Here is a 21938-nt window from a genome sequence, read left to right as displayed (position 1 = left end):
TACGGGCGCCGTTTTTTTGATTGCTTGTATCAGCGCCACCACTCGGGATGGGCTGCCATGATTTCTCGCCGACGCTCCGCTTCCCGAGCCTGCTTGTCGAGCACGGGCGCCAACAGCGCCTCGGCGCGTGCCGGTGTGAGCGCGAAGAGGCCGTCGTCGTCGCCGACGATCAGATCGCCCGGCGAGATCGCCACGCCATCGATGGCCACCGCCATGTTCACCTCGCCTTCCAGTTCCTGGGCGCGGGTGGTCAGCGGGCTTGAGCCACGCGAATAAATGGGCAGCCCCAGCCGTACCAGCTCGGCCGTATCGGTCACCCGTCCCGAGGTCACAACGCCGGCCAGCCCCTTGCGCAGGGCCGCATAGGTACGCAGCTCGCCCCAGCAGGCGCGCCGCTCATCGCCGGCAACGTCGATCACCAGCACGTCCCCTGGTTCGGCCATTTCCAGCGCCTGGCGAATCACGCTGCCATCGAGATGCGGGATGCGCACCGTCAGGGCCCTGCCCAGCAACCGTGTGGGATGGCGCAAAGGCGTGAGGTCGGTGATGGCCCCCAGGTCGGTAAAGTGACCCAGAGTGGAAGTCGCAACCTCGCGGTAACGGGCCAACAGCTCGGGCGAAGCGCCCGACACCCGAGGACGAATATCGAACATGCTCGAGACTCCTTGTCATCGCCGGCTGACTCAGCTTCGCCAGCGGTATAGCAGGTAGACGAAGAACGGGGCGCCGATGCCGGCAACGAAGATGCCTGCGGGCAGGTCACGGGGCAGGAAGGCGATTCGCCCCAGCAGATCGGCATGCAGCACGATCAGGGCGCCGATCAGGGCGGTCACCGGCACCAGGCCGGTATGGCCAGGTACCGCCAATCGACGCGCGATATGCGGGGCTAGCAGACCAACGAAACTCAGCCCGCCGGCAAAGGCCACCGCCGCGCCGGCCAACGCCACGGACAGCAGCAACAGAGCCAGGCGACTACCCTGCAGCGCCGTGCCGAGCCCGACGGCCAGCTCGTCGCCCAGAGCCAGGACATCCAGGCGACGCGCCAGCACCAGCGCCAGGGGCAGCCCCACGAGCGCCCATGGGGCAAGTACCGCCACCTCGCGCCACTGTGCGGCATAGAGACTTCCGGTCAACCATACATAGGCCTGCATCGCCGTCGTATCGGCAGCGAGCACCAGCACCAGCGTAGTGCCCGCGCCCAGCGCGGCGGCAATACCGATGCCGATCAACACCAGCCGCGCCGGGGTCATGCCGCGCCCCGTCAGAACGATGATGACCAGTGCCACCAGCAGTGCGCCGCCCAGCGCCGCCAGGGGTAGCCAGGCTTCGCCCAGCGCCGCCCCGCCCAGCGCCAGGAAGCAGACCGCCGCCAGCGAGGCGCCACCGGTGATGCCGATCACGTCCGGCGAGGCGAGCGGATTGCGGACCAGGCCCTGCAGCAGCAACCCGGCCACCCCCAGGCAGGCTCCGACGAGTATCGCCAGCACCACCCGAGGCAGGCGGATTTCATGGACGATCAGAGCGATGTCGCTGCGCAAGGGAACCAGCAGCGCCTCCAGCACTACCCCAGGTGAGGTCGCTTGACTCCCCAGGCTCAGCGAAGCCAGGACACTGGCCGTAAGCACCAGCGCCAACAGTAGCGTCACCGCCAGGGTGCGGCGTTCGAGGCGCAAGGAGAAGCGTCCTCCGGCTGTGCGTACGACGACGGGAGGGCTCATGGCGCCAGGCTCCTGCGGCGAGCGAGATAGAGGAAAAACGGCGTCCCGAGGAGCGCCGTCATCACCCCCACCGGCACCTCCTGGGGCGGCATCAGAAAGCGTGCCAGGGTGTCGGCACCCAACAGCAGGCCAGCGCCGAGCAGGACACAGCCGGGCAGCACCCAGCGATGATCGCGCCCGAACAGGGCGCGCACCATGTGCGGAACGATCAGCCCGACGAAGCCGATCATCCCGGCCAAGGCCACGGCGCCGCCGGCCAGAACGATGACCGCGGCCCCGGCCAGCAGCTTGACCCGGGCGGTACGCTGTCCCAAGCCCTTGACCACCTCGTCATCCAGCGCCAACAGATTGAGCTGACGCACCAGCAGCAGGCAGACGCCGGCAGCAACCAGGAAGAACGGCAACAGCGGCGTCACCATTTCCAGATCACGCCCCGCCACCGAGCCTGCCAGCCACAACAGCAGGCTTTCGAAGCCCTCCTGGTCGACGATCAGGAGCCCTTGCGCCAGCGAGACGAACAGGGCGGTGACCACTATCCCGCCCAGTACTACCCGCAACGGTGAGAAGCCGCCATCGCGCCCGCGCCCCAGCAGCGCGACCAGCAGCGCCGCCGTCAGAGCGCCGAGAAAGGCCACCCAGGCCAGTGCCAAGGGGGAACGCAAAGCGAAGGCGCTGCTCGCCACTACCACGAAACACATGGCGCCGGCATTGATGCCGAGAATGCTCGGCGCCGCCAGGGCGTTACGCGTCAGCGTCTGCATCAAGGCGCCGGCTACCGCCAGGCTGGCCCCCACCACGGCGGCGATCAGCGCGCGGGGCAGGCGCTCGGTACGCAGGATCAGATGTTGCACCGACCCCGGGTCGGGCGCGAGAAAGGCCTCCACCAAGGTGCCGGGCGCAATCGTAGTGGCACCCAATGCCAAGCTGGCCAGACCGGCAGCAAGTGCCAACAGCAACCCTGCCATCAACCCAAGCAGCCTGGCCGAAGGGGTAGTCAGCATGCCCTGCCCTCTCCTTGGCGCACGGGGTCGTGCAGTTCGTAGTGGTCATAGAGCTCGTCCAGCAGCCGATGGGCGGCCAGGATGCCGGCGCCCATGCTCCAGATCACCGGATCGACGTAGTAGACATGCCCCTGCTCCACCGCATCGAGACTTTGCCACAACGGATGCGCCGTCCAATCGCGGTGGAGTTCGGCCACCGCCACATCGTCACGCATGAAGACGAAAATCGCGTCGGCATCTAGGGCCGGCAAGGTCTCGCGACTGACCAGCTTGATACCCCAGCCACTGCCCTGCTGCCCAGCCGGGCGCAGAAACCCCAGTTGGTCGAGGACACTTCGGGCAAAGCCGTCGTAGTAGAGGCGTACATGATCACCGCGGAAACTGACCACCGAGACCTTCTGCGGCCAGGCGTCGCCCAGCCGGGCCTCGGCACGACAGCGGAAGTCGGCGACGCGTGCCCGCCACTCGGCGAGCAGTGTCTGTGCCTCGGCTTCGCGACCGGTTGCCTCGCCCATCAGCTCGAGCATGGCTTCGACGTCGTGGGCGCTACCGGCAATCACGGTCGGTGCGATGCGCGAGAGCAGCGGATACACGGCGGCATGGCGATAGCGGGCTCCCACGACCAGGTCGGGCGCAAGCCCCGCCACCGCCTCCAGGTCCGGCTGGGTCTCCAGCCCCAGGTAGCGCACGTCCGCGGGCAGCCTGTCGCGCAGATAGCGATACATGGGGCGCTCGAGCCACGACTCGACCACCCCGACCGGCTCGAGCCCCAGCGCCAGCGCAGTATCGGTGGCGCCCTGGTAGAGCGTTACGATGCGCTGCGGTTGGCCCTCGATGCGAGCCTCGCCCAGGGCGTGTTCGACGCTGCGCGCCGCCTCGGCATGGGCCGCCAGGGGCAGGCAGCTCGACAACAGCATCAGCGCGGTGAAGCGACTGCAGGTGTGCAAGAAGAGCATGAGAATCATTCGTTACCGGAGTCGGCGACCTTTATACAGGTTCGGCACCGACAACGCACGTGACGTCCCGCTCCTGCCTGTTCGATTCCATGACATGGAACGGGTTGGGCAGGCTCGACTTGCCCGACGGCATGCTGCCTGGCACTCCTTGCTGCTCGAACAACGGCCGCAGCATGCACTTCAACGGCCAGCGCGACGCTTCGAACAATACGGCATTCAGGGTGCGTCGCTGCAAGGCGTCGAACGGCAGGGCCGCAATCCGTGCCTTCAGGCGAATGCGCATCTCATGCCATAACCGCGCTTCCGCCAATCCAAGGTGAGCATAATGCTGCGTCAGGCTCTCGACGATGGCCAGCAGGTTGACCTGGATGCCCAGCGTCTGCAGATAGAACAGCAGGTCCTGCGGAGTGTCGTTGTAGAGGCTGTTCGAATAGCCCGGGCGAATGTGGTAGCAAGGGTCGTCGATGCCGTGACGATCGAGCCATGGACGATGCAGGCGCACCGAGTCGTGATCACGCAGCAGCAGCCCGTCGAGGCGACCGTCACGACATACCAGAACGGCGTTCTGGCCATGAATTTCCGGCATCAACCCCAGGCGGTAAAGGCGCAGTGCGATATCGAAGAAGGTGTCGCACACTTCGCCGAACAGGGCGATCGCTGCCGTTTCGGTATCGCTCCACCCACGCTGCTGCCGCCATGCGTCGAAGGGGTGCTCGCCGACACGCGCCATCTGAGCGCTCGATACACCCAGCGCCGCCATCGGCACCAAGCGCACGGAGGGGTCTTTCAGCAGTGAAGCCGGATACTCCCGTGCCAGTGCCCCCAAGTGTCGGGGTGGATCGTCGAACAGCCCGCTACCCTGCGGCAGGTAGGACCACCAGCGGCGCTCGTCGCACAGGTACAGCCGTGCCTGGAGTTCCGGATCCCGCTCCCTGGCCTGCTCGAGCAGCGTCTGGCCACGCTCGCCGTTGAGTAGCTTGACCGCCGGCAGGTAGCGCGCAGCCCCCAGCGAGAAGACCGCCATTGGCAGCTTGAGGTGGAAGCGGCTCTCATTCAGCGGGGCCAGCGAGCGCAGCGACGACGTCGCGCCGAAGTCGCCGATGGCGATTTCAAGTGCCACCCCCTCCCCTGTCGCCAGCATGTCGCCGAGATATCGCGGCAGCCCATGCTCGAATTGCCAGGGGTGCACCGGCAGCGCCAGATAGGCCTCCCGGCTCAGGCCGCGCCGCGCCATTTCAGCGTCGAGCTCGGCGCGTTGGGCCTCGTTAAGCAGCAGCAAGGCCGGCTCCGGCGCACTGGGCGTCGCCCCGCTGCCTGTCATCAGGCACTCTCTCCGCATCGCCAGCCAACGCATACGGATGGTTTGCGCGAACTCCGCCGCATGGCACCGATGGCTCGCCTCGTCGAGCCCTTCCTTGGCCTTGGCCAAAGGATGGAAAGGCCGGTCGCGCAGAGCGGCACGACGCTCCAGGGCACGCAGGCTCGCCGCCGCGGAATGCGCCAGCGGCATGTCCAATGGCGCCGCCTCGGCGATGGACTGGCGGGTCTGCCACAGAGTCGTGGACAACAGGCGACGTACGTTGGCCACGCCCGGCTGCTGGCGCTGAACGTCGTCCAGGCAGTGCTTCACTACGAACTCGAGCAGCTCGGCCGGCGCCAGGCGCCTCCAGGTGGCAAGGGTGCCATCGGCGCGGTAGCTCGCCGCGAACACGCCGGCTGTCGCGACATGCCGGTGCGACGGCAATATCGCACTGCGCAGCGGAATCAATACCGCCTCTCCCACCTGGCGCACCGTCCACCAGCGCAGCCACCGCGTCTCCGGCGGCCAGGCCTGAGTGGCAGGCAACGTATCCGGCGACGGCCAGTCGACGGGCTGGTCGTCGAGAAAACCTTCAGCCAGCAGCGTGTCGACGAGATCGCCCAGCAGCCGCGCCTCGGCGAGGCGCCCTGCTTCGGCAAGATCCGCATCGGTCGGTGAAGAAAACGCAATCATCGGACAAGCTCCTTGTCGTCGTGGCAATCATCGAGGTAGAGGTGCCGGGGGTGGGCATGGCCCAGGAAATCATGATGCGAGATGGTCCAGCCGTAGGCACCGGCACGATGGAAGAGCACCACGTCGCCGATTCGCAGCCGTGCCACCGGCACGTCGCTGGCCAGCACATCCTTCGGTGTGCACAGTTCGCCGGCCAGAGTCACGCGCTGAGCGTTGAGTTCAGGGCGTGGGAAGGGATATGGCCAAAGCTGGCATGGCAGCACCTCGAAGGGGTGGTCGTGCTGCCAGGAAGCGGGCAAGCGGAAGTGATGAGTGCCGCCACGCAGGATGGCGAAGTGGCGCCCATGGCTTTGCTTGAGATCGATGACCTCGGCAGCGTAGTAGCCGCAGAAGGCGGCTATGTAGCGTCCCGGCTCGAACAGCAGCTCCGCCCCGGGCAGCGGGTCGCCAGCGAGCAGAGTGCGCATCGCGTCGACGAAGTCCGCCCAGTCGAAGTCCGTGCGCTCATCGTAGGAGACGCCAAAGCCACCGCCGGCATCGACGCAGCGGATCTCCAGGTCGAAGCGCTCGGCCCAGCCCCGCACCCGCGCCAGGTAGGTGGCTACCAGCCGTGCATGCAGGCGCGCATCGAGGTTGTTGGAGATCGAGTGCATGTGGAATCCATCAAGCCGCAGCGCCGGGCTGCGCCGGGCCTCTTCAATGGCTTCTTCCACCTGCGACTCGTCGATGCCGAACTGGGTGGCCCGCCCGGCCATGGTGACGGTAGCCTCGGGCAAGGTATCGTGCAGGTTCACCCGCAGCAGGATCGACACTACCCTGCCACGGCGCTCGGCGATCAGGTTGAGCCGGCGCAGTTCGTGCAAGCTCTCGACGTGAATGCGCTCCACGCCGAGGGCGAGCGCCTCCTCGAGTTCGGCATCCTTCTTGCCGGGGCCGCCGAAGATCACCGACGCCGAGTCACTGACCTCACGGATACGGCGAATCTCGCCGATCGAGGCGGCTTCGAACCCCGCCACCAGGGGCGCCAGGGTCGCGATCAGGCGCCGGTCGGGGTTGGCCTTGACGGCGTAATAGAGCCGGCAGGGCTGCGGCAGCCCCGCCAGCATGGCGCTGACGTGCTTGCGCAGCGCCGCCAGGTCGTTGAGAAAGGCACAGACCGGCTCACGCGTACCGTCGGGAGCCGGCTCGGCGAGAGCTGCCAGGCAACGCTTGATTGCCTCGGATGGCGGGCTCCATGGCGCCTGGGCCAGGATCTTGGCCGCGCTGGTCATGGTCTCGCCTCCTCTCGATAAGGGGCCAGCTTCGCTTGCAGGGCGCGAAAGGCGGTGCCGCGCTCGTCGCCCAGCACGAAGGCGTGCACACCCTTCTCGCGCCAGTAGTCGCGCCGCGCGGCACTTCGAGGGATCGCGCAGAACGGCACCTCGGCACTCCGACAAGCAGCATGGATGTGCTCCAGCGCCTCGTGCACCTCCGGCGCCTCGGTCTGCCAGGGCAAGCCCAGCGACTGCGACAGGTCCGCGGCACCCTCGAGCAGCATGTCCACACCGGGCACATCCAGGATGGCCTCGAGGTTCTCCACCCCTTCCCGACTCTCGATCATCGGCACCAGCATGAGCTCGTCGTTAGCGCGTTGCAGGTAATCGACCAGGTCGTCGGCACCGAAGCGCCCCGGGCGGCCGCTGTTCATGCCGCGCCGCCCCAGTGGATGGAAGCGCAGGCATTCGTTGAGCGCCTGCAGGGGCTCGGGGCAGCGCACGTCGGCAAGAACGATGCCCCGGGCACCGCCGTCGAGCAGCGGCACCACGATGGCCGGGTCGGGGCGCGACACCCGCACCAGCGCGGTGAGCCCGGCGAGCTCCGCGGCACGCAGCATGTGCTCTAGAGTCTCGGGATTCACCAGGGTGTGCTCGGTATCGAGGATAACGAAGTCGAAGCCGGCCTGGCCGATCATTTCGACGGTTACCGCCGTGGGAATCGAGGCGAACAGACCAAGCGCCGTCTCACCTCGCGCCAAACGGCGCTTGAGTTCATTGGGCGTCAACATTGGCTCTCCTCAGGCGCCTGGCCGATGCGGATGCAGCGGGTTGTCACGTATGGCGAAGCGCTTCTCGGTATCACCGAATAGCCGTCGCTTGGTCAGCTCCTCGATGCTCACCGTCGGCGCGAAGAGATCGAACAGTGCGAAGCGCGGCTCCAGTTCGGGATGCGCGGCCTGGTAATCCCGGATGACTTTCGCGGTCATCGACCAGAAGCTTGCCTCCGACAGGTCGTAGTGCTGCTCCAGGCACAGGCAGAGCTCGGTGAGGGCTATGAAGACGAAGGCGTCGTAGGTGAAGTCGCGTACCTCGTCGGCACTTTCAGTCTGGATATAGGAGTTGCGATTGACGGCAGCGTGGCTGGCCGGCTCCGGTACCAGGCTGGGCGCACGCGCGGGCTCGGCCAGCAGCGCCGGGCTGTAGCGCACTCCATCATGGAAGTCCTTGAGCGCGATGCGTTCGGGCCAGCCGTCGCGATGGATCAGCAGGATGTTCTGGCCGTGGGATTCCAGGCCGATGCCGTGGGCGAAGAGCAGGTGAATCAGCGGCGTCACCGTGACCTCGAGCAGCCGCCGGGTCCAGGCCGCTACGCCATGCTGCCGCACCCAGCCGTCGAGCATCGGCACCCCCGTGGCGGCCAGTTGAGTCAGGCCGTTGAAGGCCAACGCGCGCTCGTCCGGATGCAGATAACGGTGCAGGCTCTCGCGCCACACGGCGCCCAGGGTGCCGTAGGCCAGACTGCGCTGCGGCTCGGCCAGGCGCGAGGCGTCATAGGCCACTCCCAGCACCTCACGCAGGATGACGACCCCGCACTCGCGCGCCGCTTCGTCACGCGTCACCAGATCGTGCAGCCAGTCGCTGATGCGCGCACTGTTCTCCACGGTATGGGCAGCCAGGATACGGCTGGTGGATGTGTTGACGATGCTCAACGCCAGCTTGAGGTTGGCCCGCCGGGGCCGGCTGGCATTGGCCAGGGTGCGGATCGACTGCTGAGTCAGGTAGGCGTCGTCGCCGATGCCCAGGTAACAGAGTCGCCCATCGGCCAGCTCGGCCTGGAAGGTGGGCAGAATGACGTGACTCCACTGCCAGGGATGTACCGGCAGGAATACATATTCCTGCGGGCGCCGTGCCGACGCGACGAGCAGGCGCCGGAAGCGTGCCAGCGTCGCCTCTCCCAGCTCCTCGCGCAGAAAGGCAGCCAGGCTCAGCGAAGCCGACAGCGAGACCCGGCTGTGCTCACGAGCCACAGCCAGCCAGACCGGCCGTATATCCCGGCGGAACTCGGGACCATAGACCGCGTTGTCGTCAAGCGTGAAGCCGAGCCGTGACTTGTAGCTCGGGTGATAGGGATGGCCCTCCTGCAGCCACCCTTCCCAGGCATCATGGTCCCACGTAAGGTCCGGGGTGGTCGGCATACCGCTCAATATCCGCGACTGGGCATCCTTGAGCAGGGTCTGCTGCAGCTCTTCCATCAGAAAAGGCAAGCGTTCTGCGGGAACCACTGCACCCACCACTTCGGCCATGAAGCCGGCCAGGGTCGCCTCGTGCTGGTGGCCGTTCGCATCGCGGCGCTGAACGGGCCGGGTCGTCAGCCGGATCCGACCGAAGCTCGCCTTTCGCGCACCCCAAGCGGTATAGCTCACCTCACGCCCTTGGACGTCACGCCCCGTCAGCGAGAACGCGCACTGTTCACCCGGTCCAGACGTCTCCTCGACGACCGGCAGGACCGCTTCGAACAGCAGGCCTTGGATGAACTGGCGCAGCACCCGCTGCTGCACGCGCCAGTACTCCGGCGACGACGGTAGTTGCCCGAGGTCGACGCTCGTTTGCGGGGATCGTAGGGTCGCTTCCATGGGGTCATCCAACTCGCTTGATGGGGTTGAGGATATCGACGAACAGCGGACTTGCGCCCCGCTGTCGGAGGCAACTGAGTAGATTGGCCTTGGCCGGCCAGTGGTTTGCCTGCAGCAGGTCTTCGGCGTAGGCCGCAAGCCGTATATCTTCCGCTTCGCTCAGCCGTTCCAGGCAGGTGCCCACCTGACGCCAGAAGCGCCCCTCGCCGACGCCGAGGTGAGTTGCCAAGGCGTTTACCACGCCTCCCAGGTGGTTGACGAAGAAGTAGTACTGCGTGCGCCACCAGGCGACCTCCGGCGAGTAGAGCAGCGGGCTATCCGCCGCGATGCCAAGCGAAGGCCACACCGCCAAGCGGGTTACCCGCTCACGGTCCAGGCTCACGCCCTCCAGATCGCGCATGTAGAGCGTGGAGGGCCAGCCGCGTTCCAGACGCAGCAGGCTGTTCTGTAGATGGGCCTCGAAGCTGACGCCGGTGCGCGCCAGAATCTCGAGAATCGGTACCAGCGAGACCTCCAGATAGGCCGCGAACCAGCGATCCAGGTCCACCTCGCCGCCTGCACCATGGCGAATCGCGGCAATCAGCTTGGGCTCCGCCTCGCCGGGATAGGGCTCCAGCAGCGAGGCGAGTACGCAGGCATCCTGTGCCTCGACCGGCATGGGTCGATAGATCACCGTGAAGGCAGCAGCGCGATGACTGTCCAGCGCCGGGTGCTCAGGGTCCAGGGTGCGATAGCCGGTCTCCATTACCACCTGGAAGGCGTCGCTCTCCAGCTCACTGCGAAGATGATGAATGAGCCGTGCGGCATCCAGCGTACGACGCGACTGCTCGAGTGTGTTCTCACGAATCAGATTGGTGATGCGTACCTGTAACGGCAGTTTGTAGCCCTGGCCGATTGCCGGCAGCCACACCGAGCGCACCGAGGAAGTGGGATAGGCCAACGGTCCCTGGGCGCTAAGATCGATAAGCAGCCCCTCCTCCAGCAGCAGGTGAATGTCCGGCTGACTCAGCAGATAACCCGCCTGCCAAGGATGAATGGGTAGCAGGGCATAGTGGTCGTAGCGTTCGCCGAGCCGTTGCCGGGCCACTTCATGCACGGCGTCAGCCAGGCCGTCTTCAGGCCCATCGAGCCACGCTTCCACCAGCAAGTCGCGGCGCACGGCCAGGTAGTGCAGTTGGAAGCAGGCACCGCGCTCGGGGCTGAAGTCGTCGAAGGCACGTCGTTCCACGCCCTGGGAGCATTTGGGGAAGGGATGGAACGGATGCCCGAGGTAGAGCGACTGTTCGGCAGCGATGAAGTCCAACGCCGCTTCCGGTGCGGTGCCGCGATGGTGGTAGAAGTCATCGATATGCGCTGCCATGCGGGTAAAGCTGTTGTTGATCTTGTCGCGCATGTCCCACAGCCGCAGCTCGTGGGTATTGTCGGTGGCCGGCGCACTCAAGGATTCCAGCAGCCGCTGGATGATGTCCTGCATGTCGAGTGGTGTCACTCTCCCTTGGTCGTCGCGCAGGTAGAAGGCCGCACCATAGCGATGCTGCCCCGACAGGGAAAAGTCACGTAGCGTGCCGATCAGCTCGCCTGCGGACAACCGCAGGCAAAAGGGCTCGCCGACATCGAGCAGCGACGCCACCAGGCCGGTCTCGGCATGACGCGGATCGTGGCATCCCGTCTCGCGCAGGAAGCTGTTGAGCAGCGCGCGCAGGGTGGTCTCCTTGGCCAGCAGCTGACTGGCATAGGAGGGACAGCTCGCGCGCGGAGTCGGCACCGCGGCCTGACTGGCCTCCCGCTCACTTGCGGGAAATCTGGGTAGCTCGATGTGAATCATGGGCTGGCTTTACCTCTCGGCGGTTGGAAGGAAGCGACAACGCCAAAGGCGTCGCCACGAGAATCAGGGCAGCCAGGACGAGAAAGGCCTCGCTCAATGCCGCCAGGGCGGCCGCTTCGGGACCCATACCCTCGGCGGCGAGTTGCAACGTACGCAGATCGTGGTGCAGGGCCAGCATGGCGACGCCCAGCGCCGAAGCGAGCCGGCGGCCCAGATTGTTCATTGCCGAGGCCTGGGCGACACGCGCGTCCCCCACGGCGTTGAGACCGATCGTGGTCGCCGGCAGGTAGCCGAAGCCGAGCCCGACCCCGCGTGAGGCCATCAACACGCCAATCAGCCACAGGGGCGCGTGATGTCCCAGCTTGGCCAGACCTATCAATGCCATTGCCGATACCACCAGGCCGCCGGCCACCGCATGCCGCGCCCAGCGGCCGTCGGCAAGGCGCCCTGCCCATGGTGAGCAGATAGCCGCCATTAGCGCGGTGGGCAGGAACGACAGGCCGGTCGTGAGGGCGTCGTAGCCCTGGACACGCTGCATCCAGATCGGAATCAGCAGCAGACAACCGAAGGTGGCGACGGCCTGGGCGCAGGCGATGAGCACGCTGGCACGGAATGGAGGGATGGCGAACAGGCGGAGCTCGAGCAGCGGATGCGAAGCGCGACGCTCGACCCGGACGAAGACGACCAGCAGCGTAAACCCAACGCCCAGCGGCACCCAGTGCGCGGCCTCGAGCAGGTCGGCAGGCGAGGTCATGCCTCCCAATGCGACAAGCACTCCGCCTACGCCCAGGGTCACCAGCACGAAGCCGGGCAGATCGAAGCGACGCCCGCGGTCGCGCTCACCCTCCTCGAGGCAAAGGTGACCGCTTGCCAGCGCCAGGATGGCAACCGGTAGATTCATCAGGAACAGGGCCTGCCAGGAACTCATTTCCAGCAGCAGCCCGCCAACACCTGGCCCGATTGCCGGCGCAATCATTACGGCGAGGCCCCAGATTCCAGTGACTCGCCCACGCCGTTCGGCGGGCCAGGCGGCGAAGATCAGCGGCACGGAGAGCGGAATCATCAGGCCGGCGGCGACACCCTGAAGGGCGCGTGCCGTCAACACCCAGGCCAGGCTCGTTGCCAGCGCACCCAGCAGCGAAGCCAACAGGAACAGCCACAGTCCCAGCAGATAGAAGCGGCGCATTCCCCAGCGCTTGGAAAGAAAGCTGGTCAGCGGCATGGTCATGCCCATGGCCACAAGGAACAGGGTCATGACCCAGCTCACCTGGATGGCAGCGGCATTGAACACCCGCATGAGCTCGGGGATCGCCAGATTCAAGGCGCTGTTGTTGAGACTGACGGTAAAGGTTCCCAGCAGCACGGTGACGAGCACTCGGCGCGCGGCATTATCCCTGGATGACATTCCTTTCTTCCCTAGCCCCATGCGGTTGAATGGGGACGAGCCTTGACGATGCCGCAAGGCTGGCACAGCTAATTCTTAAACACAAATGGTTATCAAACACATTTGGTAATTATATGTAATACGTCGCATCGGAAATGAGAAACGCTTATACTCGTCGTCTGCATTCAAGCTGTGATAAGGCCCATGAACACTTCTCGCTCCCAAGCTTGCCGCCTACTGGGCGAAGGCCTGACCGCCGGGTATGAGGATCGTCGCGTTCTCGAGAACGTTGACTTTCGCGTCGCCGAGGGCCGCCTCACGGTGCTGCTAGGCCCCAACGGCAGCGGCAAGTCCACCCTGCTCAAGACCCTGGCCCGCACGCTGACGCCACAGCGAGGCCGGGTGCTGCTCGACGGCCAGGAGATACACCGCTATCGCACCCGGGACGTCGCCCATCGCCTGGGCATCCTTCCCCAGAGCCCCACGGCGCCCGAGGGCATGACGGTCCGCGAGCTTATCGGCATGGGGCGTTTCCCCCACCAGCGACTGTGGCGGCAGTGGTCGAAGCAGGACGAAGAGGCAGTCTTAGAGGCCATGGCCGTGGCCCGGGTCGCGGACTTTGCCGAGCGGCCGGTCGACGCCCTTTCCGGTGGCCAGCGCCAACGCTGCTGGATCGCCATGGTGCTGGCTCAGGATACCGATCTCATCCTGCTCGACGAGCCGACCACCTTTCTCGACCTCAAGGTCCAGGTCGACCTGCTGGAGCTGCTGGTACGGCTGGCCCACGAACGTGGCCGAACCCTGCTGGTGGTACTTCACGACCTCAACCTGGCCGCCGCCCATGGCGATGTGCTGGTGATGATGCGCGACGGTCGCATCGAGCATAGCGGCCCCCCGGAGGCGGTCTTCACCGCGGCGAACCTGAAGCGAGTCTTCGATCTTGATGCCGAGGTGATCAATGCCCCCAGTACCGGCCGGCCGGTCTGCATCCCGGCTCTGGGCAGCGCCACCTCCCCGGCCAGGCGCAAGGAGGAGCTGTCGGCATGAGTGCCACCCAACGTTTCTGTGCCTTGGAAAGCCTCGCACTGGGCGACCCCCTGGCAGGCAGCGCCGCCCACGCCGAGCGCAACCTGCTGCTCAGCTGGCCACGGGCGAAATGGCAGCGCAGCCTGCGCCAGGCCAGCGACATGCCCGACGCGGTGACGGCTCAATTGGAAGCCATCGCCGAAGCGGGACGGCGGGTCAATCTGATTCATCGGCGCGACCATCCCAGCGAACGCCACTGTCTCTACCTGATGCCCGAGAATCGACGTTTCGAGGTAACACGTGAGGTGCTACCCGTCTTTCTGGATGCGCTGGGACGGGGTAAGCCGTTAACAACCTGGGAGGCGTCCCCTCCTGCCGGCCCATTGCTGCTCTGCTGCACCCATGGCAAGAAGGACAAGTGCTGCGCCAAGTTCGGCTATGCCGCCTACAAGGCACTGAACGCAGCGGTAGAGGAGCGTGCCCTGCCCTTCGAGGTATGGGAGAGCACTCATCTGGGCGGCTGCCGGTTGGCCGCCAGTGCCGTAGTCTTTCCTGCCCTGCGCAAGTACGGCCGCATCAACGAGGAGGACGTTCTGCCGCTGCTCGAAAGCGAGATGGCGGGCCGCCCCTACTTGCCCTGCTACCGCGGCGACTCGCGCCTTAGCCCCATGCAACAGTGCGCCCAAGTCGCCGCGATGGAGTGGCTGGCGGCCAAGGGCATCCCTGGCAACGTGTCAGTCGAGCAGCCAAACAGCGAGGCGTCGAGCCATTGGCGGCTGGAAGTGGATTGGCACAGCACCAACGCCTCGGGACGGCTCGCGGTGCGCTGCGAGCCGAGAATGCTGCGCCGCTACGACACCTGTGCCGACTTGATCGAAGCTCCGCCCTCGGCAAGCCAAGTATGGGTAGCGACACAGGTCGAGGCCATCGAAATGGCCAAATCGCTTTCTTGAACTCTATTGCTCGAGTCACACCATGCACGAATCGTTCGGTCTTTTGCGCCGACTGGCCGGGACACTCGGCTGGCTATGCCTGGCAGCCACACCATCCTTGGCCAGCAGCAACGGCTTGGCCACGCTCGACTGGACCCTGGCGGAAACGCTGGTGGCCCTGGACGCTGCTCCTGACGCCGTCGCCCAGGTAGAGGACTATCACAACTGGGTCGGCGAGCCCCCACTGCCTGGTAATGTCCTGGATATCGGGCTTCGCTCGCAGCCCAATGTCGAGCTGCTCGCGCACCTCGAACCAGAAACCATTCTGATATCCCCCATGTTCGGGCATCTGGCACCTCGCCTGGAGCAGATAGGTGCAGTCGATACCCGGGAGATCTACACGCCGCAGGGGGATACCTGGAATCAGATACTCACCCTGACCCGAGTACTTGGCATGGCAAGTGATCGCCGCGATGAAGCCGAAGCGCTGATAGCGGCTACCGAAGCGCGTTTCGAGTCACTGCGTCAAGCGCTGCCGGAAGAAGCGCCACCCTTGCTGGTCGTGCAGTTCATGGACGAGCGGCATGTCAGGGTCTTCGGCGTACATGGCCTGTTCCAGGCCGTGATGGAACGCCTGGGCCTGGAGAATGCCTGGCAAGGGGAAACCAACTATTGGGGGTTCTCAATGGTCGGTCTGGAAGAGCTGCTTGGGTTGGAAGCACGCTTGGTGGTAGTGGAACCCTACCCCATCGGCGCCGAGGAGAAACTTGCCGATAGCGCCCTCTGGCAGCACCACCCCAGCGTTCGCGATGGCAACTTGATCACCCTGCCACCGGTATGGAGCTTCGGCGCCCTGCCCTCGGCGCAGCGCTTCGCCGAGCTGCTGGTGGCCGCGCTGGTTCGCTCCCCCGATGCCTGAGCGTCTGCCATCGACTGCTGACGGGCTCCTTCAAAGTCTCCTCAGCCCCCACATGAAGTAGGCGCCACCGATCAGCGAGGCAACCAGGCCGGCTGGTATCTCGTAGGGGAAGATGATCTGGCGACCCACCCAATCGGCCAGCACCATTAGCAACATTCCCACCAGTGCCGCCCCCAGCAGATGCTGAGGCGCCCTGGACAGGCCCAGCAAACGCGCCATATGCGGTGCCAACAGCCCGATGAAAGAGAGCGGACCTACCACCAGCGTGGCGCATGCCGTCAGCAGGGCCACCAACAGCAGCAGCAGCAAACGGGCACGATTGAGCGCGATACCCAACGCCTGGGTGGTGGAAGCACCCAACGGCAGAATATCCAGCCAGCGAGTGAGCGGCAGAGCACACAACGTCAGCAGTGCCGCCAGCGTTCCAACCGCCAGAGCGCTGGTAAGATCGACATAATAGGTCGAGCCGGCCAGCCAGGCGATGATCTGTTGCCCGCGCGGATCGCCACCTGCCAGCATCACGCTGCGCACGGCATCGAACAGCGCAGTGACCGCCACTCCGGTGAGCAGCAGGCGCTCGGGCACGAAACCGCTTCGTCGATTGAGCGTCACCAGAACCAGCAAGGTGGCAAAGGCGCCCAGGGTACCGATTCCGACCAGCATCCCACTGGTTGGAGCAGGGAGCAGGAAGATGCCCAGAATCAAGGCGATGGCACAGCCACCGCTGATTCCCAACACCTCCGGGCTGGCCATGGGATTGGCGGAGAGGCGCTGCAGCAGCGTGCCGGCCACCGCCAGCATCAAGCCGCTGGCCGCCGCCGCCACTACTCGGGGCATGCGCCACTGCATGACGCGCCAGTTATCCGGCGACAGCCAATACCAGCCATTCACCCCTTGCCCCAGCAGCAAACCCAAGCCGACGGCCAGCAGCAGGCCGATTGCCAGACGCGTAGCCAGACGCCCAGGCGCGGGATGTCGATTCATCAGCACCGCAGCCGGCTGCGGCGCCCGATTGCCCTGCAGCTTCAAGCGCGGGATCAGCCACATCAGCAGCGGCGCTCCCAAGGCACCGGTCACCGCACCGGTGGGGATCAGCGTCGGCAACACACCGGCGAAGTTCTGCAGCAGCAGGTCGGAGGTAGCCAGCAGCACCGCGCCCAGCAGCGTGCCCCAAAGCAAACGCTGGTAAAGACGCCGTGCTCCGGCCATGCGCACGATATTGGGTGCCGCCAGGCCGATGAAACCGACAACCCCCACTACGCTGACGATGCTGGCGGTGATGAAGACCGCCAGTCCCATCCCGGCAAAGCGCAGATACTTGAGCGATACGCCCAGGCTCTTGGCACTGGCGTCGTCCAGCTCCAGCACCGCCATTGGGCGCAACAGGAACCAGGCAGCCACGGCACCGATAGCTAATCGCGGCCATAAGATCGCCACGCCGTCCCAGCCGTTCTGGGCCAGCGATCCTGCTCCCCAGATCAACAGGCCCGACAGCGCCTCATGATTGAACAACAACAAGGCCGTGGCCAACGCCCCCAGATAGAGGTTGACCACCAGCCCCGCCAGCACCACCACGATGGGCACCAGCCCACGTCGCCAGGCCAGCATGAACACCAGCCCCATCGCCAGCCCGCCACCGGCCAGCGCCACCCACTCGCGACCGACGGCCATTAGCCCGGGGGCCAGCAAAGTCGCCGCCATCAGCGCCAAGTTGGCGCCTGATGCCACGCCCAGGGTCGTCGGCGAAGCCAACGGATTACGCAGCACCTGCTGCATCAGCACCCCGGCCAGCGCCAGGCCGCCGCCGGCAAGTAGCGCAACCGAGAGCCGTGGCCACCAGGCATAGTGCAATAGCAGTTGGTCAACTTCCTCGTACGACGGAAATAGCAGAGACTTCAGGCCCAGGGCCAGCCCTCCCTGGGTCTCGAGCCCAAGCCATAACAACACCAGCAGCGGCAGGCTCAGCAGCCAGCAGGTCAGCGCCGGCGAAACGGTACGCATCGTGTTTCCCGTCATCCCCGCCATCCCTGCCGACAGCCACCCGGCTTCGGTCTCATTCTCTGCAGCATGCTTGCATCGATCATGCTTCGGCTCTTTCTCATTGACTCTTGAAGACGTATTGCTGGATGAGATCTTATCTGAAAACGATTATCAGTTGAATCGCCTCCTCCCTTGATTGACAGCGACACTCTCACCAATCAAAATGCAAATAGATCTCATTGAGATTTTTCGGGGCTCCCATGACCGCAGAACGCACCCAGCTTTATTACACTTGCGTCTTTCTGCACGTCTCCTTCCAGGCCATCCGGAACGCGGTGGCTACCTCCGCCAAGCTAGACGAAACGCCTTGCTGGTTGGATGCACAGATGCTTCGCATGCTCCTCAGCGAGCTGCAGCGCTGCCGATGTGAAGCTGCACCGTTCAAGGAGGCCTGCCAGTTGTTGGATACCGCCACTTACCACTGTCAGCTGCTCATGGCGCAATGCCCCGCCGCCCTCGACCGCCAGCTCTGCCGGTATCATCTGGAAGCGATCATGGCTCCGCTGAAACAAGCCACGCTGCAACTCTCGGGCAACACCAAGCGTACCTCTGGCATCACCCGCCCAACGGCTGCGCAGTTGGCTGGGATGGTAAGTACATTCGAGTTTGGTTTGTCCGGTAGATGAGAGCAACGATTCTCGTTTACCCTGTAAAGATCGAAACCCGTCAAGGAATCCAGCATGTTCGAAGTCAAGGGCGCCACCTTCCAAATTGATGGCAAACTGCTACTGAAGCCCATCGAACACTGCTTTGTGGAGGGCAAGGTCTATGGCTTGATTGGCCATAACGGCTCGGGCAAATCGACATTGGTCAAGCTGCTCGCCCAGCAGCATCCAGTGAGCCAAGGCGAAATCCGGCTCGACGAGCGGCTCTTGAGCGACTGGGGCCAGCGCGAATTTGCCCGACGTGTCGCCTATTTGCCCCAGCATCTGCCCAGTGCCGAGAACCTGACCGGGCGTGAATTGATCGCCTTCGGCCGCTACCCCTGGCACGGCCTGCTGGGGCGACATACAGCCCAGGACAAGGCAGCGATCGAGCGGGCCATCGAACTCAGTCACACCGAGGCCTTTGCCGACCGCCTGGTGGATACTCTCTCCGGCGGCGAGCGCCAGCGCGTATGGCTGGCCATGCTGCTGGCCCAGGAGAGTCGTTTCCTGCTGCTGGACGAACCGTTGGCAGCACTTGATATCGCCCACCAGATGGAAGTACTGGCACTGATCCGCAAGTTGTGCGACGAACTGAAGCTATGCGTGATCATCGTGCTTCACGACATCAACATGGCCTCGCGCTACTGCGATGAGCTGCTCGCGCTGCATAGCGGCCGATTGCTGGCCCACGGTTCGCCCGACGAGATGATGACCGATTCCACCCTGGAAGCCATCTACGGCTTGCCTATGCAGGTCATGACCCACCCCAGCGGAGAACACCGGATTGCCGTGGCATGCTGAGTCAGAAACTCCAAACGAAAATCGCCGCAGCCAAGGGCTGCGGCGATTCGGAACATACCGTTGCGTTCAGGTCATGAAGTGGCCTGCTGGTAACGGCGCTCCACGTCCTCCCAGTTGACCACGTTGAAGAAGGCGCTCACGTAGTCGGGACGCTTGTTCTGGTACTTCAGGTAATAAGCGTGCTCCCATACGTCCAGCCCCAGCACCGGGGTGTTGCCGTGCATGTGCGGGCTGTCCTGGTTCAGGGTGTTTTCCACGACCAGTTTCTTCTCGGGCGTAACGCTCAGCCAGGCCCAGCCGCTACCGAAACGACCCAAGGCTGCCTTGGTAAAGGCCTCCTTGAAGGCATCGAAGCCGCCCAGCTCGCTGTCGATAGCTTGAGCCACCTTACCTTGGGGCTGACCGCCACCGTTCGGTGACATCATCTCCCAGAACTTGGAGTGGTTGGAGTGGCCGCCACCGTTGTTGATGACCTCCTGCCGCTTCGCTTCAGGCACCCGATCGATGCTGGCCATCAGCTCGTCCACCGGCACGTCTTCCAGTCCGGTGCCCTCCAGGGCGGCATTGAGCTTGTCGACGTAGGTCTTGTGGTGACGCGAGTGATGGATTTCCATGGTCATGGCGTCGATGTGTGGCTCGAGCGCGTCATAGGCGTAAGGAAGCTCGGGCAGTGTATGCGGCATATTCGCTCCTCCATGAAGGCGATTGAGTTCAGGGACGTTCGTCCACGACTTCAACCATCTAGCATGGCAAAAGCTGGCGCTTGACGCTAATAGCGAATTTGAAATTTCGATATAGCCAAGCCTAATGAACCGCACGTGGCGGGCGTCAACACGCCGAAAGCCGGCCACATCGGGCCGGCTGTCAGTGCACTAGTCCAGCGCTTACAACTTGCTTTCCAGCTCCGGCAGGATCTCGAACAGATCGCCGACCAGGCCGTAATCGGCGACCTGGAAAATCGGCGCCTCCTCGTCCTTGTTGATGGCGACGATCACCTTGGAGTCCTTCATGCCGGCCAGGTGCTGGATGGCGCCGGAAATGCCCACGGCGATGTAGAGCTCCGGCGCGACGATCTTGCCGGTCTGCCCCACCTGCATGTCGTTGGGCACGAAGCCGGCGTCCACCGCGGCGCGCGAGGCGCCGATGGCGGCACCCAGCTTGTCGGCGATGCCGTCGAGCAGCTTGAAGTTCTCGCCGCTGCCCATGCCGCGCCCACCGGAGATGACCACCTTGGCCGCGGCCAGCTCGGGGCGATCGCTCTGGGCCAGTTCCTGCTTGATGAAGGTGGACTGGCTGTTGTCGACCACCGTGTCGACGCTCTCGATGGCGGCGTTACCGCTTTCACCTACCGCATCGAAGCCGGTGCTGCGCACGGTGATCACCTTGAGGCTGTCGGCGCTCTTGACCGTGGCGATGGCGTTGCCGGCGTAGATCGGGCGCTTGAAGGTGTCGGCGTCGACCACCTCGACGATCTCGGAGAGCTGGCTGACGTCCTTCAGCGCGGCGACCCGCGGCAGCACGTTCTTGCCGGTGGTGGAGGCGGCGGCGAGGATATGGGAATAGTCGCCGGCGAGCTCGACCAGCAGCGCAGACAGCGGTTCGGCCAGCTGATGGGCGTAGACGGCGTTGTCGGCCACGCGGACCTTGTTCACGCCGTCGAGCTTGGCCGCGGCATCGGCCACGGCGCCGACGTTCTCGCCCGCGACCAGCACGTCGATGTCACCACCGATGGCCTGGGCGGCGGCAACCACGTGGGCGGTAGCGCCAACCAGGACGCCGTCGTGATGTTCGGCTAAAACCAGGATGCTCATGAAATCGGCTCCCTTCAAAGCACTTTGGCTTCGTTCTTGAGTTTGTCCACGAGCTCGTCGACGGAGCCCACCTTGATGCCGCCCTTGCGCTCGGCCGGCGATTCGACCTTGAGCAGCGTGAGCTTGCTGGCCACCTCGATGCCGTAATCGGCCGGGGTCTTGACGTCGAGCGGCTTCTTCTTGGCCTTCATGATGTCGGGCAGCTTGGCGTAGCGCGGCTCGTTGAGGCGCAGGTCGGTGGTGACGATGGCCGGCAGGGTCAGCTCGACGGTCTGCAGGCCGCCGTCGATCTCGCGGGTGACCTGGACCTTGTCCCCGTCCACCTGCACTTCGGAAGCGAAGGTGCCCTGGGGCAGGCCGGCGAGCGCGGCGAGCATCTGGCCGGTCTGGTTGTTATCGGTGTCGATGGCCTGCTTGCCGAGGATGACCAGCCCGGGCTGCTCCTCTTCCACCACCTTGGCCAGCAGCTTGGCTGCCGCCAGCGACTCGACGCGCTCTTCGGTCTCGACATGCACGGCACGATCGGCACCCAGCGCCAGCGCGGTGCGCAGCTGCTCCTGGGCGGCCTTGGGGCCGATGGTCACCGCGACGATCTCGGTGGCCACGCCTTTCTCCTTCAGCCGCACGGCCTCTTCCACGGCGATCTCGCAGAAGGGGTTCATGGCCATCTTGACGTTGGTGAGGTCGACGTCGGAGTGATCCGCCTTGACGCGGATCTTGACGTTGTAGTCGATGACGCGTTTGACCGCGACGAGTACTTTCATGGTGTCCTCGCTTGGTTCGATGGGTGAACCGTCTGGTTTTGGACTCGCTGACGCCCAGCGCCTTCAAGGAAGGTCAACGATCCCTTAGAACCGGTTGGTATTCCTTTATATTTCATGCAAGCGTTTGATAGGCATCAAACCAAAAAACCTTGCCAATGTGCCACAGGCCGAATGGTGGCAACAATCCCCTGACAGTGCGGTGTTATCCTACATTGCCATCGTAGGGGTGTCC

At 64.8% G+C, this 21938-nt stretch carries 19 protein-coding genes; 5 read left to right on the top strand and 14 right to left on the bottom strand.

The annotated features are described in order from the left end of the window. Positions 1-29 precede the first annotated feature (29 nt). The 10 genes from HNO52_RS07965 to HNO52_RS07920 are packed head-to-tail and all read right to left on the bottom strand — an operon-like array spanning position 30 to position 12787. Positions 30-653, bottom strand: coding sequence for an RraA family protein (locus tag HNO52_RS07965; protein ID WP_197568614.1), 624 nt, complete (start codon positions 651-653; stop codon positions 30-32). Between the two features lie 30 nt (positions 654-683). After that, entirely contained in the window at positions 684-1718 is a 1035-nt protein-coding gene (locus HNO52_RS07960; RefSeq protein ID WP_197568613.1) for a FecCD family ABC transporter permease, read from the bottom strand. After that, positions 1715-2719 carry a FecCD family ABC transporter permease gene (locus tag HNO52_RS07955; protein ID WP_197568612.1) on the bottom strand — a complete coding sequence of 335 codons (1005 nt, stop codon included), beginning with the start codon at positions 2717-2719 and terminating at the stop codon, positions 1715-1717. Before HNO52_RS07955 ends, HNO52_RS07960 begins: the two co-directional genes overlap by 4 nt. Then, positions 2713-3675 carry an ABC transporter substrate-binding protein gene (locus tag HNO52_RS07950; RefSeq protein ID WP_232090643.1) on the bottom strand — a complete coding sequence of 321 codons (963 nt, stop codon included), beginning with the start codon at positions 3673-3675 and terminating at the stop codon, positions 2713-2715. The genes HNO52_RS07955 and HNO52_RS07950 overlap by 7 nt, the downstream gene beginning before the upstream one ends. A 31-nt stretch (positions 3676-3706) precedes the next feature. Then, entirely contained in the window at positions 3707-5668 is a 1962-nt protein-coding gene (locus HNO52_RS07945; RefSeq protein ID WP_197568611.1) for an IucA/IucC family protein, read from the bottom strand. Then, the gene (locus tag HNO52_RS07940) at positions 5665-6939 is read right to left on the bottom strand and encodes a type III PLP-dependent enzyme (protein WP_197568610.1); all 1275 of its coding nucleotides are present in this window, start codon (positions 6937-6939) and stop codon (positions 5665-5667) included. The genes HNO52_RS07945 and HNO52_RS07940 overlap by 4 nt, the downstream gene beginning before the upstream one ends. Then, complete coding sequence (locus HNO52_RS07935) at positions 6936-7712, bottom strand: HpcH/HpaI aldolase family protein (protein ID WP_197568609.1); 777 nt, start codon at positions 7710-7712, stop codon at positions 6936-6938. The genes HNO52_RS07940 and HNO52_RS07935 overlap by 4 nt, the downstream gene beginning before the upstream one ends. A 9-nt stretch (positions 7713-7721) precedes the next feature. Further along, entirely contained in the window at positions 7722-9557 is a 1836-nt protein-coding gene (locus HNO52_RS07930) for an IucA/IucC family protein (protein ID WP_197568608.1), read from the bottom strand. A gap of 4 nt (positions 9558-9561) precedes the next feature. Next, positions 9562-11382: an IucA/IucC family protein gene (locus HNO52_RS07925; protein ID WP_197568607.1), complete on the bottom strand. Its 1821-nt coding sequence runs from the start codon at positions 11380-11382 to the stop codon at positions 9562-9564. Further along, positions 11345-12787, bottom strand: a complete 1443-nt coding sequence (locus HNO52_RS07920; protein ID WP_197568606.1) for a DHA2 family efflux MFS transporter permease subunit — start codon at positions 12785-12787, stop codon at positions 11345-11347. Before HNO52_RS07920 ends, HNO52_RS07925 begins: the two co-directional genes overlap by 38 nt. Positions 12788-12970: 183 nt before the next feature. Between HNO52_RS07920 and HNO52_RS07915 the strand changes: the two genes are divergently transcribed. The 3 genes from HNO52_RS07915 to HNO52_RS07905 are packed head-to-tail and all read left to right on the top strand — an operon-like array spanning position 12971 to position 15643. Continuing rightward, positions 12971-13813, top strand: coding sequence for an ABC transporter ATP-binding protein (locus HNO52_RS07915; protein ID WP_197568605.1), 843 nt, complete (start codon positions 12971-12973; stop codon positions 13811-13813). Beyond that, a complete protein-coding gene (locus HNO52_RS07910; protein ID WP_197568604.1) occupies positions 13810-14745 on the top strand; it encodes a ferredoxin family protein in 936 nt (311 codons plus the stop codon). Before HNO52_RS07915 ends, HNO52_RS07910 begins: the two co-directional genes overlap by 4 nt. A gap of 22 nt (positions 14746-14767) precedes the next feature. Further along, complete coding sequence (locus HNO52_RS07905) at positions 14768-15643, top strand: ABC transporter substrate-binding protein (protein WP_197568603.1); 876 nt, start codon at positions 14768-14770, stop codon at positions 15641-15643. A gap of 30 nt (positions 15644-15673) precedes the next feature. On the opposite strand, the gene fhuB is transcribed toward HNO52_RS07905, so the two are convergent. Beyond that, complete coding sequence (gene fhuB / locus HNO52_RS07900) at positions 15674-17644, bottom strand: Fe(3+)-hydroxamate ABC transporter permease FhuB (protein ID WP_232090642.1); 1971 nt, start codon at positions 17642-17644, stop codon at positions 15674-15676. A 239-nt stretch (positions 17645-17883) separates the two neighbouring features. Between fhuB and HNO52_RS07895 the strand changes: the two genes are divergently transcribed. Together HNO52_RS07895 and HNO52_RS07890 are read left to right on the top strand one after the other, a co-directional pair. Beyond that, positions 17884-18309 carry a hypothetical protein gene (locus tag HNO52_RS07895; protein WP_232090641.1) on the top strand — a complete coding sequence of 142 codons (426 nt, stop codon included), beginning with the start codon at positions 17884-17886 and terminating at the stop codon, positions 18307-18309. Positions 18310-18363: 54 nt separating this feature from the next. Next, positions 18364-19131: an ABC transporter ATP-binding protein gene (locus HNO52_RS07890; RefSeq protein WP_197568601.1), complete on the top strand. Its 768-nt coding sequence runs from the start codon at positions 18364-18366 to the stop codon at positions 19129-19131. A gap of 71 nt (positions 19132-19202) precedes the next feature. Here HNO52_RS07890 and HNO52_RS07885 read toward each other — a convergent pair whose 3' ends face one another. From HNO52_RS07885 to HNO52_RS07875, 3 genes are all read right to left on the bottom strand, one after another. Beyond that, complete coding sequence (locus HNO52_RS07885; RefSeq protein ID WP_197568600.1) at positions 19203-19814, bottom strand: superoxide dismutase; 612 nt, start codon at positions 19812-19814, stop codon at positions 19203-19205. Positions 19815-20015: 201 nt separating this feature from the next. Next, on the bottom strand, positions 20016-20942 hold the full coding sequence (locus HNO52_RS07880; RefSeq protein WP_197568599.1) for an electron transfer flavoprotein subunit alpha/FixB family protein: 927 nt from the start codon (positions 20940-20942) through the stop codon (positions 20016-20018). Positions 20943-20956: 14 nt separating this feature from the next. Next, positions 20957-21706, bottom strand: coding sequence for an electron transfer flavoprotein subunit beta/FixA family protein (locus HNO52_RS07875; RefSeq protein ID WP_197568598.1), 750 nt, complete (start codon positions 21704-21706; stop codon positions 20957-20959). Between the last annotated feature and the right edge of the window lie 232 nt (positions 21707-21938).

It is taken from the genome of Halomonas sp. MCCC 1A13316 (assembly GCF_014931605.1).
Classification (GTDB): Bacteria; Pseudomonadota; Gammaproteobacteria; order Pseudomonadales; family Halomonadaceae; genus Halomonas.
Note: the sequence above shows the minus strand (reverse complement) of the source record. Positions and strands in the feature narration are given on the sequence as shown.